Below are 16,334 nucleotides of genomic sequence, written 5' to 3'. Positions count from 1 at the left end.
TGGACTCTCGGATTTTCTTTAAATATATTTCAAAACACATTTTAGTTTGAGAGTGATTAGTATGTTCAAATATAAAGATACAAATTTAAATGCAGATTTAAGAAAAAAAACCTCAATCAATGACATAATAATCGAAAATCATATAAGTATTCAATCTTGCATGGTAATACTAATGGCATTTTTAGTATTGCTTTATTCAGTACTATCTATTATTGGAGTATAATCCTACATATTAATTATTTATGTTTTCGTCTTAGATTAGATAATACCAAACCCTATTACTCTAATAATACTAAATTATTAGTATTCCATGCAAATTTATAATTTATAATTTAACTTAAATTAATTCATTTAAGTATACTTTAAAATCAGATTATTAATAATGAATTGCAACCTACAAAAAAATACGATAATTATATTTTATAAATCCCTAGAAATTAGAGTAATAGATAGATAGTCTTAAACATGAATTTAATATTAGAATCTGCCAATATTAAATTTATGAACTTATGATAATTTATTTAAATTCCAAATAAATTATAGATTAATAGTCACAGGGACAGATTGTTTGATCTTTAAAATTCAAAAACCACAATTTTCCCAAATCATATTTTAAAAGACAGAGGATTGATTATATATCTAAAGATTTAATATCCTCTGGATTAAATCTTATAATAATCTGTCGTGAATTACCTCTTACACCTTTTCCTGTAAGTTTTGTGTCTATTAATCTTAAAAATTCTAATTTATCCAAGGTCCTATTAAAAGTCGCATAACTTAATCCTGTTTTTTCTTTGAATAATTTTGATAGTTCACCTGCAGTTAGAATCTCATCGCTACTTGCCACTATTTTTAACAATTGTCTTTCAACATCACTTAAAGATTTATATGTTTCTACAAGATTTACTGAGATTTGCTGTGATTTTGCTTTTTCCAAATGATCCTCTGTAATCTTAGGATTAGCCTCGGATTCTGCAATGTTACCGCAGACTTTGAGCAAATCAATACCTACCCTTAAATCTCCACTATCAACGGTATAATCAGTAATTTCCTCAATTATATCATCGGAGATTACACCATCATAAAAGCCATAGTGTGCTCTTTTTTTAAGAATGTCTAAAACCTCGGAACGTGTATATGGTTGGAAAACAATGTCCTGGGGAATAAACACAGTATTAACATTCTTATCCAGGGAATATTTAAAAGCGATATCTGACAATATTACAAATAAACCAGTTCTGACTCCAGGAAATTCCTCATAAGCCCTTAAAATATCATAAAATAATTTATTAGCATTTTTAGTCTGGAAAAGATAATTAACATCATCAAATGCCACAATTAAACTTTTATCGTTATCCAGTAAATAATCCATTATCTGTTTATATACCTTAGCATAAGGAACCCCTGTTTCAGGAGGATAATGGTTGAAAATTTTCTTAAATATTTCAGACATGACACTGAAGGGAGTGGTGTGAAGCTGACAATTTATAAAGCAACAGACAACCTTATTGGTAGTGTCCTCAACAAGTTCAAATACTTTTTTAACTGCTGTTGTCTTTCCAGTAGCACATGGACCTAAAATTACAGAATTAATTGGACGACCTCCTCTTAAAGCAGGTCTAATACATGTTGCCATTGCCTCCATTTGACTGTCCCTAAAATCATAATTCTGAGGAGTGTAGTCTGGATTAAAAACATTTTCATTCCTAAAAATTGTTTCATCAAACATTAAAATATCTTTAATTCCCATAATCTATACCAGTAAACTTATTTAAAAAATATATTTCTAAAAAGGTATTGAATCCATAATTAGACATGATAAAATAAATAATTTAAGAGATATGATTGAATCTTTAATAAATAATCACATACAGTCTTATGAATTGTTTTTAGAAATATTAGAAATCTGAAAATTTATTAATAAATATTAATTATAATAAGTTATAATTATTTAATCTTAAATAATTTATTAAAAAAATTGGAAACTATTCCCCTAAATTAAAAAAAGATCAAAATATAAAAAATTTTTAAAATATTATAAAATAATTCTAAATAAAAAATTAAAAAAGCATACTAAATTAATCACAGAGATTAATTAACTCAACATCGGTATTTTCCCTAATCCAATTAGTTAAATTCTCGGCATATTCTAATTTTTTAGTTTTAATCTCATCTGCAGGCATTAATCTACCTGGATTTTTAGGTCTAGAATATTGGGTTACAATTGTACCGAAGTCCATACCTGCAAGTATTAATGTTTTAGCACCTAAAGCAAGTGATAAAAACATTGCCCTATCACCATCTGTAAAACCACCGAAGTTATAAAGATGTCCTTCTGGCTTTGATTGAGTTGTTCCTAAAACATTATCGAAAAATGGAACATATTTCTCTATTAATTCCTTATTATTACCATGAGCATGAATAACAGGATATGCATGTCTATAATTAGCTGCCAAAAGATCATCCATATTTCCGTCCAAATCAGTAGCCACAATATCCGGAACGATATGACCTTCTAAAAGTGCAGTAGTAGCACCATCAGCAGAAACTAAAACATAATCATCAAGATTGTAATTTTCCCTAATATCATGAATATGTTTTTTAATAGAAGGTCCAGCACCGAATACTATAAACTTATCGGTATTCTTGAAATCAACACAGTTTTCTTTTAACTCCTCAATTGTAATATAACCTTCCTCATCTAACACCTTATCTAGAAGTTTAGCTGAATCCTCATCATCCTCTCTTATAAATCCAAAATCATCTAAAATCTTTTCATACCATGTTTCCCAATCACTGAATTTCATAGATAATAATTTATTTTTTATATAAATAAATTTTATTATAAATACTACAAAAATCAGAAAAGATTACCCCATATTCTAATAAAATCCACTAAAAATTATAAAATTTACAAAATAAATTATTAAAAGAATAAAATAAGAAAATTTTCAGATTAAAATAAAAAATATCAAATATTTTTAATAAAACCTGAATAAACAAAAAACTTTAATATAATATAAATTAAAAATTTAATTAAGCTTGAAATATGATAATAATTAAAAAAAATAAACAAGCTTTTTATATTAATGGAGGAAATTGTACATGAATGATACATTATTAATGCTTCCAGGACCTGTAAATGTAGCTCCAAATGTACTTGCTGCAATGTCTAAAGGTATTGTAAACCACAGAGGAGCTGAATTCGGGAAAATATATAATGAAACTTGTGATGCAATGTCAAGAGTTTTCAAAACCGATAATCAATCTTATATATTCACATCATCTGGTACTGGTGGTATGGAAGCAGCTATTGCAAATATAGCTAATCCAAAAGAAAAAATATTAAGTGTTGTAGGAGGTAAATTCGGAGAACGTTTCGCAGATATTGCAAGAGTTCACGGAATCGATGTTGAAGAATTAGCTGTGGAATGGGGAACTGCAGTAACTCCTGAGGCTATTGAAGCAGCACTTGAAGCTGATGAAAACATTAAAGCAGTAAGTTTAATTCACAATGAAACTTCTACTGGTGTAGCTGCACCAATTAAAGAAATTGGTAAAGTTATGAAAAACTACGACGCATTATTTGTTGTAGATACCGTATCTTCCCTTGGAGGAGACGAAGTAGATGTTGATAAATTTGGAATTGATGTCTGTGTTACTGGATCACAGAAATGTTTAGCAGCACCACCAGGTCTTTCAATGATTACATTAAGTGACGATGCATGGAAAGCTGTCGAAGGTGTAAATCCACAGACCTATTACTTTAACATGAAAAAGTACAGAGATAGTGGAAATAAAAACCCTGCTCAAACTCCATACACCCCATCTGTATCATTAATCTACGGATTACAAGAGGCACTTAATGATATTGAAAAAGAAGGATTAGATAATAGGGTTGCACGTCACCACTTAAATGCAGAGGCATCAAGGAATGCATCTAAAGCATTAGGATTTGAACTCTTTGCTGAAGAGGAACATGCATCTTGTACTGTTACTGCACTTAAAATACCTGAAGGATTAACTGATGATGATATCAGAGGAACTATGTTAAACAAATATGGTGTACAATTAGCTGGTGGACAAGACCACCTTAAAGGTAATGTCTTCAGAATAGGACATATGGGAGTAACTAATTATAAAGAATTAGCTATAACCTTTACCGCTTTAGGTATGACATTAAAAGAAAAAGGAGTAGATGTTGACGCTGGTGCAGGTGTAGCTGCATTAGCTGACACATACATAAACTAAACACACCCCTTATTTCTTTTTCTATTTTAAAACAACTATTTTTAACTAGATAAATCAGACAGATTAATTGAACAATTATAAAGATACTATTTTTTTAAACTTAAATTATTAATAAATTCAACAATAAAACAATTTTTAAAAAAATTTAGGAACAACTAAAAATAATATTAATAATGAATTCCATATTAAAACTAGAGGTAAAAATAATGTCAAATGAAGAAACTATAAAAGTCACCTTAGAGGAGTTAAAAAAACTTTTAAAAACCAATAGTATTGTTGGAGAAACAATTGAAACCGAAAATGCCGAATTAATTCCAATTGTAAAAATGGGATTTGGTTTCGGTAGTGGAGGTATTAATGATGCAGGTTTTGGTGGAGCCGGTGCAGGAATTGATCCTGTAAGTATGGTTATAATTCCAAAAGGAGAATCAGGTTCTGAAAATATAAGGGTAATTGATATTACAGCAAGAAGTGAAACCAACAAAGCAATAAATGATTTAGCAAGTATAGTAACCGGAATAATCAAAAGTTATGCTGCAGAAAAACAAGGAGCATATGAAGCTAATTGGGAATACAAGCAAGAAGATGACGTAAAGCCAGAAAATAACTCTGCAGATATAAATGACGTAGAATAAAAAAAACAGTTAATAAAATAATTATAAAAAAGTAGGGATTGACTTGGATATTCTATTAGGTATCATCATTTTAATTATTATAATAATTCTTTTGATTATAATAGTTTTAAAAATAGGTATAAAAATAGAGATATCTGTAAAATATTCCAGTGAAATTAAAGGGGAGCTAGACCTATTTATCTTAAATAAAATAAAAGTCTTAAGTAAAGATTTTGAAACAGGTAAGGATAGAAACAATAAGGAAGATTCCAAAAATAATAAGCTTCCTAGTAAAGAATTAATAAAAAAGATAATGGATGATAGAGAGTCCTTCATCAATATGTTTAAGATTATAAAAAGAAGTACAAAATTGGAGCATACCAATTTCCATATCAAATTTGGTTTTAACAGTCCAAGCACAACTGCAAAGTTTAGTGGTTTCCTATGGGCCGTCGGAAGCATACTATCAGCAAATCCCAAATACCATATTCGAATAAATCCAGTGTTTAACGAGGAGATATTTAATATTGAATATGATTCAGCACTAAATATTTCCCTTCTTAAACCCTCATACAAAGTTCTAAAAATCATAAGAAAAGAGCCTACTAAATCAATAGTAAAAGAAATTGTTAAAGGATTCAGAGATGAAAAAGATGAGTCTTAAAGAAAAAATCAACAAGTATACAGATTTTAAAACCCATAAAGAGATAGTCTTTGGATCCCGGATAGTAGTTGAAAATAAGGACATCTACCCAATATATGAAATAAAAATCCGCTCCTTTAAAAACATAGTGCCGGAGGCATCAATAAATCCCATAGGCCTATTCTTTAAAGAGAAAAATCAGAAAAAATACGAGTATTATATTCAATTTATAGATAAGACATATATGGAATATAAAGGGGAGATAAGCAAGGCATATTATGATGAATTTAAAGAAAACATTAGCTTTTAAACTCCAATCAGCATTCTTTAATTTTAGAATATAAAAAACAAATTTAACAAAGCAAATAAGTAATTAAAAATTAGCATACTGAGATTATATATATTTAATAGAAAAATAGAGATGAATAAGCTGATTAAAATTGATATAATAAGAATAGATGAAATAAGCAAATAACAAGTTAATACAAATTTAATAACTTTTTTTACCAATTAAAAAAATAAAAAATTATTGAGGTTTAACCTCGGACAATGGAATATTCTCCTGACGAGTCAATACCTCAATAAAGTAAGGACCATTAGAATCTTTAGCCTTTAAAAGTGCCTTTTCTAATTGTTCAATATTGACTACTCTTTCACCGTCAATGCCATAACCTTTCACAATAGCCAAGAAATCTGGATTTTTTAAATCAACCTGGTAACGGAAATCAGGACTTATCATCTCTTCCCATTGACGAATAATAGCCAACTGATTATTATTAATTACACATATGACTATAGGAAGATTATATTCTGCAATAGTTGCTAACTCTTGAATACACATCTGGAAACTTCCGTCACCTGTAATTACAAGAACCCTATCATCAGGATGTGCTAAGGAAATTCCAATTGAACCTGGAAGTCCCATACCCATTGGACATAAAGCACCGGAATATAAAAATTTACCGAACTTGTTAGGACGGGCATAGAGCATTGTCCAGGTAGCATGAGAACCTGCATCACTCATAATATAAGCATCATCCATCTTACCAATTACTGTTTTAATGGCTACCTGAGGTCTAAGTGGCATAGAACGGGTATCGTCTTCACCTTCAACTAGAAGTTTCTCATCATGGAGTTTTATTTCTTTCAACCATTGTTTATTATTATAGGAATCAATTTCAATTTTATTTAGTTCATCTAAAACATGGGACACATCACCATGAATCTTAAGTCTGCCCTTTAGAACATGCTCGTCAATATTAACATGAACAATTTTCTGCTGAAAATCATTAAGATCCTTAGTAAGTGCAGTGGTTCTCTCAGACAATCTTGAACCTAACACTAAAATCAAATCGGAATTCAAATACGCATAGTTGCTCATTGCAGTTCCTCTCAGACCGACCATCCCCAAATTAATAGGATTATTCTCATCAATAACACCACGGGCAGTATATGTGGTGGCAATAGGAATATTGTTTTTCTCTGCAAATTCCTTTAATTTTAGACAAGCTCCAGACCAAACTACCCCTGCACCTGCAATAATAAATGGTTTCTTAGATGATGAGATGATTGTCTTTAAAAGATTTAATTGATTATAATTATAATTTGGATCATATTCAACAGGATAATCCAAATAATTTGAAGGAGCCTCTTCATTTAAAACATCCTTTGGAAGATTAATATGAATAGGTCCGGTTGGTTCCTTATTAAATATTTCAATAGCCTCTTTTAATGCATGGATAGCTTCCTTAGCATTTGTTGGAGCGTAATTTTTAACAGTAACATTTTCAAAGACACTTGGCAAGTCAAATGTTTGGAATCTGTCCTCTAATCTTTCAGAGTATGGATTGTCCCCTGTAAGAATAAGAATAGGAACATGATCCTTATAGGATGTTGCAGCGGCCATTACAAAATTTAATGCACCAGGAGATGCAGTTGAAATACATACAGAAAATTTACCAGTAGAACAAGCATACATACTTGCAGCATGTGCACCTGCCTGTTCATGTCTTACAAGAATATGTTCAATTGATGAGTCTTGTAGTGCCCTATAAACTGGAAGAATCTGTTCACCTGGATGACCAAATATATGTTTTACACCGGCATTTTCCAATAATTTAACTAAAGCTTCAGCAGTATTCATAATATCCCATAATTAAAATATTTGATTAATTTGTTTCTAAATTTATTTTATTCTAAACAATTTTTGATAATCTTGATCTAATTTATTTTATTTAAAACCATTTTTTATTAATTTAATCTAACCTTATAATAGTTAGCTATCTTATTAAATAAATTTGCATATACCTTAAAATTTACCTTTTAATTTAATGTATAGAATTATTTTATTTTAAGATAATATTAAGTCTAGAAAGTATTAATACTTTCCATTAATCTATAGAATTAATTTTCCTCCTCCTGATATGAACCATTATACTCCCCAGAACCTTTAACATCAAAAACTACTCCCTGAGCAATCCTATCCCCTTTTTTTATTTTATATGGATACTCCCCATGATTTATAATTAAAAATGTTAATGTTCCAAAGAAACCGGGATCACCTACAGCAGTTTGAACGGAGATAAATGATCTGAGTAATGTGGATCTTGGAGTATATAACATTGTATAACCTTTAGGAATTTTAATTTTCTTATCAATAGTTGCAAGATATGCAGTATGAGGTTCTAATGTATATATTGGTCCTTCTAAAGCTTCAACCTCGGGTAAATTTTTTTCATTATCAATTAATGAGCCTGGACCCCTCTGTACTAAAATTTCATCTAAAGCAAAATCAATTCCTGAAGGTTGAATTGTATCTATAAAATCAGGAAATAGTTTCTTAAGTTCTTCTTCACCTAACATAAAATCACTGTTATTATATTAATTATGCATGTATTTTAAAAATACCATATACTTATAAGTTATAAGTTATACTAAAATCAATATTAATTTTTAATTATAAGTTATAACTTATAATAGTATTTTTATATTTAAAAAATTTTAATAATTATAATTATTATATTTAGAATTGTTTATAATATTATAGGATTTTTAAATTAAAAAATAAAAAAAGGTGAAAAAATGCCAGTTGTAACTATTGCAGGAAATCCTGGGATAAGTAAAGAGAAAAAGGAAAAATTAATAAAGGAAGTAAGTAATTCTGTTGCAGAAGCATATGATTTACCTATAGAAACTGTAACCATACTTATACAATCATATAATCCAGATGATATTGGAGCTGGAGGAGTAATGCTAAGTAAAAAAATAAATAAATAAACAAATAGAAAAAAGATTTAAAGACCTTAAAGATTAAAATAAGATGTTTAATGAAATTAAAGAAATATATAAGGGATTATGATTAAAAAAATATAATTCCTAATATGATTTATTAAAAAATAAGTCTTAGATTAATTAATAGAATTACCATATTTTTCTCTACTATTTTTAAAAATTAAATTAAAAGATTAATCAATAAAATCATTATATTTTCCCTGCTCTTTTTAAAATTAAATTAAAACAGAAATGTTTTAAAAAAATAACTAAAAATTAAAAATAGAGATATGAAAGAATTTATGAGAACAGTTGATCTAACATCCATTCTGCATTATATTCCTTAATATCATCATAACCTTGACCCATACCTAAGAAATAAATAGGTTTTTTAATGACATAACCAATAGATAATGAAGCACCACCTTTAGCATCAGCATCTGCCTTAGTTAATATAACCCCATCAATATCAATAGCTTCATTGAATTTTTTAGCCTGTTCTACTGCATCATTACCAGTTAATGCATCACCAACAAAAACAACCAAATCAGGTTTTGCAACCCTTTTGATCTTTTTCATCTCATCCATTAAATTAGTATTTGTCTGCATTCTACCAGCAGTATCAATTAAGACTAAATCCTTATGCTGTGCTGTTGCATGTTCCACAGCATCATATGCTACAGCAGCAGGGTCTGATCCCTTTTGGTGTTTTATAATTTTAACTCCAACATTATTTGCATGTTGGGTGACTTGTTCAATAGCCCCTGCCCTAAATGTATCTGAAGCAGCAATAACTGGAGTGTAACCTCTTTTAAGATAATAATTAGCTAGTTTACCAATGGTAGTAGTTTTACCTGTACCATTAATACCAACCAACATGACAATTAATGGTTTTCCTTCCTTTTTCTTATCATTTAACATTTCAGTCATTGATTTTCCGCCAACATTAATGATTTTAGCAATAGCTTTCTTAAGTGCTTTGTAGGTATATTCTTCTATATCACTACTTCTTCTAATTTTTTTACCTACAAGATCCCTTCTAACAGACTCCACAACTTCTGATGCCACATCTATTGCTACATCACCTTCAAGTAAACCTAATTCCAATTCCCAGAGAACATCTTCAATGTCCTCTTCATCAATTGTTTTTTCTTTAATAAAAGAGAAAACACCATGCTCTTCCTCATTGGAATGAGTTTTTTCATCTTCTATTTCTTTATAGATTTCTTTTGCAGAAACCTCTTCCCTATATTTATCATTTACTGAAACTTCAGGTTCTTTATTTCTACTATACCAATGTTTCTTCTCTTCCTTTATCTCTTCATCATCATCTAAGAACTTATATTCAGTACTAGGACCAGTGATTTCAGGTTTTCGAGCAGGTTCTTCCTCCTCAGAGGAGCCTCTACTATACCAATGTTTTTTATTAGATTTGTATTCTTCCCCTCTAAGTTCTGCTTCTTTTTTAGCCTCCTGTTCAGCTAAAGCCTCTGCAAACCTATCCCTTTTAGGTTCATTTTTCTTTTCCTTCTTATCACTATCATCATTATGTCTTGAAAATCTTGATAAAAATCCTGAATTTTCCTCATTATCTTCATCTTCATCTATTTCCTCATCTTCCTCATCAAAAATAGCTTCCCATTCAGCATCCTTATCTTCAATAGTTTTTTCTTCTGATAAATCTTCAAAATCATCTAAATCCTCAGATGGTTCAGCACTTTCAATAACCTTAATATTATTTTCTTCTTTAGCTTCCTCATTAAGTTTATCAGTTAATTGATCACTAGTTCGAGAAAACCTCTTTTTTAAAGATTCAAACAAGTTATTACCTTCCTTAAATAATGTTTAAAATCAATGAATAATAATATATTAATTTATAATATGTAATTAATCTCTAAGAACTCAACTATAATAAAATTGAATATCTGTATATTTATTTTATCTTAAAGTATATAAAATTTTAAGTATCAGAAATAGGAATAAAGAAAAAATCCAATAAAAAAACGGTTAGATATTACTAAAAGATAATAGAATCATGTTAGTTTTCTAAAAATATTATCAAAATAAAAGTTTAATGAAATAAAATCAACATAACTATAAGATACTTAAGAATATCTAATCTTGAATCAATATAATGATTTAAAAAATTTTAACTTAAAGTAAAAAATAGAAGACATACCAAGAATATCCCATGTTTAAAATATTTGAAAAAAATAATAAAAATTATTAATATAGAAGCTATTTTTAAAATATAGAACCCAAATATAAAAAAATAAATCAGAGGCATATAACAATTTTTAGAAAGAAACATTATAAAAAAATAACCTATTGAATAAATTAAGAAGTATACCCTCTTATAATATAAAAACAAATATTTTATAGATTATATTCAAAATACAGAAAAATCAATGAAAAAACAGAGAAAAAATAGACAATTATAGAAAAATAGTATAAAAATAGAAAAAATAAAATAAAAGAAAAGTACTGGAAACTATTGTTGAGGTAATTTACCTTCTGCTTGAAGAGCCCTTGCTAAGTTTTCAGCAGCAGGGGATAATTGACCAATATAATCTGAGACTTTTTGTAAAGATTTTAAAGCCTTATCTAAATTATCTTTTAATTCCTCTTCCTGAGAATTGATAGTTTCAATAGCTTCTTCAGTAGTTTGTTTTACAGCAACACCAGCACCAATACTCATTACAACATTTGAAGTGTTTTTGATTTCACCTTCCATGAAAGCTCCGCCACCAACAGGAATTAAAGATTCGACTGAATCTTTATCTTTCATTTCATTGATTGTAGATTTTAAAACTTCAAGTTCAGCCATAGAAGCATTAAGAGCATCTATTTGTTGTTGTAACAAATCAGCTTGACTTTTATAAACATTAAGTTCATTTATCATCTGTTGTAACTTTTGCTGATCATCCATAAAAAACACCTTACCTATAATATACCTTTAACAATAGGATCAATTACTTCTTCAGGGGTGATTTCTTTTATTTCTTCAATATCTATTTGATTTCTGTTTATTCTGTGTTTACTACCAAAGTCAGAATAGATTTTTTCATAGATATTTTCTTCATTAAATGATTTAAGTTCTTTAGTAAATTTTTGGACACGATCACCATTTACAAATTTACCTGTAACTCTGTAAATTTTAGTTTGCATTATAATCCCTCATTTTGATAAATAATTTAAAATGAATCTAAAAATCCTAAAGATTCTTCTATCCTAGCCATTTCAGGACCAGTAGTGTCTTCACCTACAATTACTCCTTTAGAATTAGATACTGAACAAGCACCTACAAGAGGAATACCCCTATTTACAGTACCAACATTACCTTCCACACCAAGTGTGTCTTCAAGTAATTTAAGGTCTTCTGGAGATGAATCTTTATGGGTAAGAAATCCTTTATTAGTAACAGAAACTAAAGAACCTATAATATCATAACCTGCGATTTCTGCCTGGGTAACATCGACATCCAATGTTTCCTCAATAACATCAACTGCAGTTTCTGAAACTTTAGGACTAATAATAGCTCCATTATCATTTGCTACAAGAATATTACCTACAGCAGTATATTTATCAGGTAATGGAACAATGTTTTCAATACCTGCTTCTTTTAAAGTAGCTAGCTCTCTATCATAAATGAAAGGAGAAACAATGAAACCATTAGAATTTCCAACTAATAAAGCACCAGCTAAGTTAGATCCAGCGATAGAACATTTAACAACATCAACATCTAAAGCCTCTCTAAGGATTTCCTCTTTAGATTCTAAGATATTATTAGGAACAATAGCTACATCCTCATTAACAGCTATATAAACACCTAAATTAGGATTTCCTGTAAGATTAATTCTTTTTAACATTTATTTTACCTTATTAATTAAATTAATAATGAAAATATTAAAAAATAAAGATTCAGATATCTATTCAGCAAGTTCTGCTTTAACATATCTTTCATCATCTTCTTCAACAAGAGTTGCTTTTACTTTGATTTTAGATGGAATCTTTTGAATTCCTCTTTCCCAAATCTTTTCATTTATTGAAGAATCAATGACAACATCTTCAACTTTCATATGTTTCATTAAAAAGTTTTTTACTTCTCTAATAGCCCTAGGAGCTCTAATAGTCCTTTTGACATTTTTTACATTACGAAGAGGTATTGTGTATACTCTTTCTAAATCTTCCGCCATATTTAACACCTCTAAATTTTAAGATTATTTCTTCTCCAATGTCTAGGCTTAGGTCTGTATTGTAATTTACGATTAGTTTTAGCATAAGCCCAAATAGGAATTCTTCTATTTTGTTTGTTTGCTTTTGCCATTCTTAATTTTTTAGCAGCAGGTTTGTTTCTACTCATTTTTTCACCTTAATAATTATTAAATTTTTAAACGATATGGACAATCTATTTCCATAATTCAATCCTTAAATCCAACAACATTAGTTTGATAATGTTCTGGGAAGATACTACTTGAATCCCCTCCAAGTTGATCTATTAAAATTCTAATCTCAACCTCATAATCAGAACTATTATCCCTATTACTTTTCTTATTTGTTACTTTAAACAGTGATGAAACTAAGGTATTAACAGTTTTATAACCAAAACTATCCAGGTTAATATATTGGACATCCTTCCTATCTTCTAAACTTTGAATTTGATCCCTATTAAGTTTAGGAGTTTTATCATCTCTTCTTGTACCATCAGCAACAACTGGATACTCTTCTGCTACAGCTTCAATAACTTGATTATGAATATACTTAATCCCCTCATTTGGAAAACCGTCATCCATAATTCTTTTAACACCGTCTTCCAAGATTTTCTTATCTAAATGAAGAACCCGATGTGGTATTCCTAAAGCTTTAGCTGACATGCTAGCAGGAACAAATGAGTCATATACACCAAAGTTAGCAGTACATACCTCTACATCAAAACCTAACCTCTTTAAGGTTATAGCCATGAGAGAACTGTCTTTACCACCACTATATAATACACAAGCTTTCATAGTAATAATTTTCAGGAATCTATTTCCTAGTTATATGAATTTCTCTTTTCTGACTGGCAAGTTGTCTTAGTAAGACTTTTAATTGCTCATCAGTAACTTTTCCTCTTAAACTTCCTGCTTGAGCAGATTGAATTAATTGAATTTCAATTTGTTGGACTAATTCAGGTTTAGTCAACTTAAGATTGGCTAATCTGCTTCGAGCTTCAGGAGTCATGATTTGTCTTACAGCTTGATTGATTTGTTGTTCTAACTGTTGTTGTTGAGCTTGTTGTTGAGCTTGCTGCTGTGCTTGTTGTTGCATTTGTTGCTGATTAGCAGCCATAGCCTGTTGTCTTTGTAATTGCTCTAATTTTTTACGACGAATATCATCTAATTCACTCATATACAAATCCCCATATCTTTTTTTCAATTAAAAAATAAATTTAATATTTTTCAAGTTCTGGAATATCTTTGATTAATTCTGTTGAAACTTTATCTAAATATGATTGACCTTGTGGAGTTACTACTCTTCCACCATCAACTTTTTCAACAAGACCTGCATCTTCTAATTGGTTTAAAGCTCCTCTAACAATAGAACCACTTCCCATTCTGAAAGATTCAGGGTTTACACCACGGTCTTTTTTACCACCGTATTTAATTCTTAAAGTTCTAACACCTATAGGACCACTAATGTAAACTTTTCTTAAGATAGCAGCACATCTTACATACCACCAATCTACATCCACAGGTTTTCTTTCTTTATGAACACCAGTTTTTACAAGATGAGACCATTCAGGTGATTGTATTTTATCATTATTGTTTTTAAATTCATCTGCAAGATGATTGATTAAAACATCTGCAGGTACATCATATACAGTACTCATATTAATTCTCCATATATTAATTTTCAAATAGATGTATTCAATAATTTAATAGATGTAAATTCTTAATATGATCCTCAAATTAAACTTAATCTTAGCATTAAGCTAAAGTAAAATAAGTTTGTAACTCAAAATGAGTATTAAGATTTCTTCTTATAAATAACAGCAACATGACCTCTTACATCGATTAATTCTGCCTTAGTCTCTTTGACAATGTTGCTTATATAATCATCTTTATCTTTTGCTATTGACCTAGCAAATTTTAGTTTAACAACCTCATTAGATTTCAATTGGCGTCTGACTTCATTGATTACATTATCATTAACACCAGATTTGCCAATATTGATTGTTATAGCAGAAAGAGCTTCATTCATTATTTCTTTTTTTGTTAATGTATGAGTCAATTTTAGCTCTCCTTTTTGATTTTATCTCCTTTTTGTAAGGAATATTAGTAATATGACCGCATTCAGTACATTTAATGTTAACTTCACTGTTAACTAGCCGGACTGTACAGTTGCAACCAGGATAAAGGAACTTATGACAGTTTTTACAATATCTTCTGTTCCATTTCTGAGGAATTTTAACATTATATTTAGTGGAAATCTTTAAAGCCAATTCAACATAACGATGGGATCTTTCAGGATGAACATGAAATTCCTCTTCCGCCTGTTTAAAAAGAATATCAATTCTTTCATTAGCAATATTCAATATCCATTTTGGTTTTTTTCCTCTAGTCAAATATACCCCTCTCATAATTGGCATATAAACTCTAATAAATAGAATTATAGAAGTTCTAAGAACAAATAAAAGATTTTAAAAAAAATAAAACATAATTCTAATAGATATTAACTACCATAATATACAAGAAGTATATTAAGAAACATTATGTTTTTACTATATAAAAAGTTTTACTATAAAACTAAAATATCATAAAAAGTTCCAATATTATTTATGTTATTATATAATAAAAAGGTTTTCTTTAAAAGTAGAATATTCATAAAAAAAGTTATAAAAAAAAATAGCTTAAATTTATAGATTTAAGTAAATGAGAAATCAATTAAAAAGTGAATTAATCAGAACCTTCCTCATCTTTTACAAACCAGCCTAAATAATCAACGACACCTACAGGATAAATACGTTCCCCATTAATAATCCTTACAATAATATCTAAAATCTCGTCAACTGACATATCAGTAACATCAATTTCATGGGCTTTACTTCCATGTCTTTCATAAGACTCAACAGAACAGACACCTAAACATTCTGCACCTAAATTCTCATGAATTTTAGATGGGGAATAATTCCTTTCCGCCAATCTCTCTTTTAGTTTATCGGGATGAACTCTTAAGATAATTACCTTATCAGGATTAGAGCAAAAGTGTGTTAGATGACCTTCAAATATTAACAACTTAGGCTTTTCACCTTCAGAAGATAGAAATTCCCTTTGAACCTCATCAAATTTAGAGTCTAATCCTTTCAAATCCACCACTTTATATGCCTTATCAGGATCATCACCTAAAATCAAATCATTATCAAATGCCAAATCATTAGCTTTAACAAGTTTTACATCATAATGATCCTCATTATTTAGCCTATTAAACAAAGCTTCTGAAACTGTAGTTTTACCTGTACAAGGAGTCCCACTTATAAAAATTGTATTAACCATATAATCACTATTTATAAAAAAATA

Annotated in this window: 21 protein-coding genes; 5 read left to right on the top strand and 16 right to left on the bottom strand. The window is 29.1% G+C overall.

Annotation, left to right across the window (positions count from 1 at the left end; all coding sequences use genetic code 11):
* Nucleotides 1-631: 631 nt before the first annotated feature.
* Together ON24_RS06475 and ON24_RS06470 are read right to left on the bottom strand one after the other, a co-directional pair.
* The gene (locus ON24_RS06475) at nt 632-1,750 is read right to left on the bottom strand and encodes an ORC1-type DNA replication protein (protein WP_016357832.1); all 1,119 of its coding nucleotides are present in this window, start codon (nt 1,748-1,750) and stop codon (nt 632-634) included.
* 328 nt (nt 1,751-2,078) lie between these two features.
* Nucleotides 2,079-2,807 carry a 6-hydroxymethylpterin diphosphokinase MptE-like protein gene (locus ON24_RS06470; protein WP_040682353.1) on the bottom strand — a complete coding sequence of 243 codons (729 nt, stop codon included), beginning with the start codon at nt 2,805-2,807 and terminating at the stop codon, nt 2,079-2,081.
* Nucleotides 2,808-3,105: 298 nt separating this feature from the next.
* Between ON24_RS06470 and ON24_RS06465 the strand changes: the two genes are divergently transcribed.
* The 4 genes from ON24_RS06465 to ON24_RS06450 all read left to right on the top strand — a co-directional run bounded on the left by ON24_RS06465 (nt 3,106) and on the right by ON24_RS06450 (nt 5,818).
* Nucleotides 3,106-4,251, top strand: coding sequence for a pyridoxal-phosphate-dependent aminotransferase family protein (locus ON24_RS06465; RefSeq protein ID WP_016357830.1), 1,146 nt, complete (start codon nt 3,106-3,108; stop codon nt 4,249-4,251).
* Nucleotides 4,252-4,457: 206 nt separating this feature from the next.
* Nucleotides 4,458-4,886: a GerW family sporulation protein gene (locus ON24_RS06460; RefSeq protein WP_050553580.1), complete on the top strand. Its 429-nt coding sequence runs from the start codon at nt 4,458-4,460 to the stop codon at nt 4,884-4,886.
* Nucleotides 4,887-4,929: 43 nt separating this feature from the next.
* Nucleotides 4,930-5,529, top strand: a complete 600-nt coding sequence (locus ON24_RS06455) for a DUF2953 domain-containing protein (RefSeq protein WP_016357828.1) — start codon at nt 4,930-4,932, stop codon at nt 5,527-5,529.
* Nucleotides 5,519-5,818 carry a hypothetical protein gene (locus tag ON24_RS06450; RefSeq protein WP_016357827.1) on the top strand — a complete coding sequence of 100 codons (300 nt, stop codon included), beginning with the start codon at nt 5,519-5,521 and terminating at the stop codon, nt 5,816-5,818. The genes ON24_RS06455 and ON24_RS06450 overlap by 11 nt, the downstream gene beginning before the upstream one ends.
* Before the next feature lie 216 nt (nt 5,819-6,034).
* On the opposite strand, the gene ON24_RS06445 is transcribed toward ON24_RS06450, so the two are convergent.
* On the bottom strand, nt 6,035-7,651 hold the full coding sequence (locus ON24_RS06445) for a thiamine pyrophosphate-binding protein (RefSeq protein ID WP_040682352.1): 1,617 nt from the start codon (nt 7,649-7,651) through the stop codon (nt 6,035-6,037).
* A 260-nt stretch (nt 7,652-7,911) separates the two neighbouring features.
* On the bottom strand, nt 7,912-8,370 hold the full coding sequence (locus ON24_RS06440) for a dCTP deaminase (RefSeq protein ID WP_016357825.1): 459 nt from the start codon (nt 8,368-8,370) through the stop codon (nt 7,912-7,914).
* A 219-nt stretch (nt 8,371-8,589) separates the two neighbouring features.
* Here ON24_RS06440 and dmpI point away from each other — a divergent pair, with 219 nt between their 5' ends.
* Nucleotides 8,590-8,784, top strand: a complete 195-nt coding sequence (dmpI, locus tag ON24_RS06435; protein ID WP_040682351.1) for a 4-oxalocrotonate tautomerase DmpI — start codon at nt 8,590-8,592, stop codon at nt 8,782-8,784.
* A gap of 294 nt (nt 8,785-9,078) precedes the next feature.
* Here the strand turns inward: dmpI and ftsY are convergent, their stop codons facing one another.
* The 12 genes from ftsY to ON24_RS06375 form a co-directional block, all read right to left on the bottom strand.
* Nucleotides 9,079-10,599 (bottom strand): signal recognition particle-docking protein FtsY, encoded by a 1,521-nt coding sequence (ftsY, locus tag ON24_RS06430; RefSeq protein ID WP_040682350.1) that lies wholly within the window; start codon nt 10,597-10,599, stop codon nt 9,079-9,081.
* Nucleotides 10,600-11,269: 670 nt separating this feature from the next.
* Nucleotides 11,270-11,707 carry a prefoldin subunit alpha gene (gene pfdA / locus ON24_RS06425; RefSeq protein ID WP_040682349.1) on the bottom strand — a complete coding sequence of 146 codons (438 nt, stop codon included), beginning with the start codon at nt 11,705-11,707 and terminating at the stop codon, nt 11,270-11,272.
* Nucleotides 11,708-11,721: 14 nt separating this feature from the next.
* A complete protein-coding gene (gene rpl18a / locus ON24_RS06420; RefSeq protein WP_016357821.1) occupies nt 11,722-11,946 on the bottom strand; it encodes a 50S ribosomal protein L18Ae in 225 nt (74 codons plus the stop codon).
* A 26-nt stretch (nt 11,947-11,972) separates the two neighbouring features.
* On the bottom strand, nt 11,973-12,647 hold the full coding sequence (locus ON24_RS06415) for a translation initiation factor IF-6 (RefSeq protein WP_016357820.1): 675 nt from the start codon (nt 12,645-12,647) through the stop codon (nt 11,973-11,975).
* A gap of 60 nt (nt 12,648-12,707) precedes the next feature.
* On the bottom strand, nt 12,708-12,974 hold the full coding sequence (locus tag ON24_RS06410) for a 50S ribosomal protein L31e (protein WP_016357819.1): 267 nt from the start codon (nt 12,972-12,974) through the stop codon (nt 12,708-12,710).
* Between the two features lie 11 nt (nt 12,975-12,985).
* The gene (locus ON24_RS06405) at nt 12,986-13,141 is read right to left on the bottom strand and encodes a 50S ribosomal protein L39e (RefSeq protein WP_016357818.1); all 156 of its coding nucleotides are present in this window, start codon (nt 13,139-13,141) and stop codon (nt 12,986-12,988) included.
* A gap of 58 nt (nt 13,142-13,199) precedes the next feature.
* The gene (locus ON24_RS06400) at nt 13,200-13,784 is read right to left on the bottom strand and encodes a DUF7411 family protein (protein WP_016357817.1); all 585 of its coding nucleotides are present in this window, start codon (nt 13,782-13,784) and stop codon (nt 13,200-13,202) included.
* Nucleotides 13,785-13,803: 19 nt separating this feature from the next.
* Nucleotides 13,804-14,166, bottom strand: a complete 363-nt coding sequence (locus tag ON24_RS06395) for a DNA-binding protein (RefSeq protein ID WP_016357816.1) — start codon at nt 14,164-14,166, stop codon at nt 13,804-13,806.
* A gap of 40 nt (nt 14,167-14,206) precedes the next feature.
* On the bottom strand, nt 14,207-14,647 hold the full coding sequence (locus ON24_RS06390; protein ID WP_016357815.1) for a 30S ribosomal protein S19e: 441 nt from the start codon (nt 14,645-14,647) through the stop codon (nt 14,207-14,209).
* Nucleotides 14,648-14,784: 137 nt separating this feature from the next.
* Nucleotides 14,785-15,018, bottom strand: coding sequence for a YhbY family RNA-binding protein (locus ON24_RS06385; RefSeq protein WP_040682412.1), 234 nt, complete (start codon nt 15,016-15,018; stop codon nt 14,785-14,787).
* The gene (locus tag ON24_RS06380; RefSeq protein ID WP_016357813.1) at nt 15,011-15,382 is read right to left on the bottom strand and encodes a ribonuclease P protein component 4; all 372 of its coding nucleotides are present in this window, start codon (nt 15,380-15,382) and stop codon (nt 15,011-15,013) included. The genes ON24_RS06385 and ON24_RS06380 overlap by 8 nt, the downstream gene beginning before the upstream one ends.
* Nucleotides 15,383-15,713: 331 nt before the next feature.
* A complete protein-coding gene (locus ON24_RS06375; protein ID WP_040682348.1) occupies nt 15,714-16,310 on the bottom strand; it encodes an adenylate kinase family protein in 597 nt (198 codons plus the stop codon).
* Nucleotides 16,311-16,334 lie beyond the last annotated feature (24 nt).

Origin of the sequence: Methanobrevibacter boviskoreani JH1, assembly GCF_000320505.1 — an archaeon.
Classification (GTDB): Archaea; Methanobacteriota; Methanobacteria; order Methanobacteriales; family Methanobacteriaceae; genus Methanarmilla; species Methanarmilla boviskoreani.
The sequence above is the reverse complement of the archived record's forward strand: the minus strand, read 5'-3'. Positions and strand labels throughout refer to the sequence as shown.

Excerpts from the sequence above, each read along its gene's own strand:
- ON24_RS06450 (WP_016357827.1), top strand. The coding sequence starts at position 5,519 with ATGAGTCTTAAAGAAAAAATCAACAAGTATACAGATTTTAAAACCCAT.
- ON24_RS06400 (WP_016357817.1), bottom strand. The coding sequence starts at position 13,784 with ATGAAAGCTTGTGTATTATATAGTGGTGGTAAAGACAGTTCTCTCATG.
- ON24_RS06385 (WP_040682412.1), bottom strand. The coding sequence starts at position 15,018 with ATGAATGAAGCTCTTTCTGCTATAACAATCAATATTGGCAAATCTGGT.
- ON24_RS06465 (WP_016357830.1), top strand. The coding sequence starts at position 3,106 with ATGAATGATACATTATTAATGCTTCCAGGACCTGTAAATGTAGCTCCA.
- ON24_RS06390 (WP_016357815.1), bottom strand. The coding sequence starts at position 14,647 with ATGAGTACTGTATATGATGTACCTGCAGATGTTTTAATCAATCATCTT.
- ON24_RS06410 (WP_016357819.1), bottom strand. The coding sequence starts at position 12,974 with ATGGCGGAAGATTTAGAAAGAGTATACACAATACCTCTTCGTAATGTA.
- ON24_RS06440 (WP_016357825.1), bottom strand. The coding sequence starts at position 8,370 with ATGTTAGGTGAAGAAGAACTTAAGAAACTATTTCCTGATTTTATAGAT.
- rpl18a (WP_016357821.1), bottom strand. The coding sequence starts at position 11,946 with ATGCAAACTAAAATTTACAGAGTTACAGGTAAATTTGTAAATGGTGAT.
- ON24_RS06375 (WP_040682348.1), bottom strand. The coding sequence starts at position 16,310 with ATGGTTAATACAATTTTTATAAGTGGGACTCCTTGTACAGGTAAAACT.
- pfdA (WP_040682349.1), bottom strand. The coding sequence starts at position 11,707 with ATGGATGATCAGCAAAAGTTACAACAGATGATAAATGAACTTAATGTT.
- ON24_RS06395 (WP_016357816.1), bottom strand. The coding sequence starts at position 14,166 with ATGAGTGAATTAGATGATATTCGTCGTAAAAAATTAGAGCAATTACAA.
- ON24_RS06470 (WP_040682353.1), bottom strand. The coding sequence starts at position 2,807 with ATGAAATTCAGTGATTGGGAAACATGGTATGAAAAGATTTTAGATGAT.
- ON24_RS06475 (WP_016357832.1), bottom strand. The coding sequence starts at position 1,750 with ATGGGAATTAAAGATATTTTAATGTTTGATGAAACAATTTTTAGGAAT.
- dmpI (WP_040682351.1), top strand. The coding sequence starts at position 8,590 with ATGCCAGTTGTAACTATTGCAGGAAATCCTGGGATAAGTAAAGAGAAA.
- ON24_RS06460 (WP_050553580.1), top strand. The coding sequence starts at position 4,458 with ATGTCAAATGAAGAAACTATAAAAGTCACCTTAGAGGAGTTAAAAAAA.
- ON24_RS06405 (WP_016357818.1), bottom strand. The coding sequence starts at position 13,141 with ATGAGTAGAAACAAACCTGCTGCTAAAAAATTAAGAATGGCAAAAGCA.
- ON24_RS06445 (WP_040682352.1), bottom strand. The coding sequence starts at position 7,651 with ATGAATACTGCTGAAGCTTTAGTTAAATTATTGGAAAATGCCGGTGTA.
- ON24_RS06415 (WP_016357820.1), bottom strand. The coding sequence starts at position 12,647 with ATGTTAAAAAGAATTAATCTTACAGGAAATCCTAATTTAGGTGTTTAT.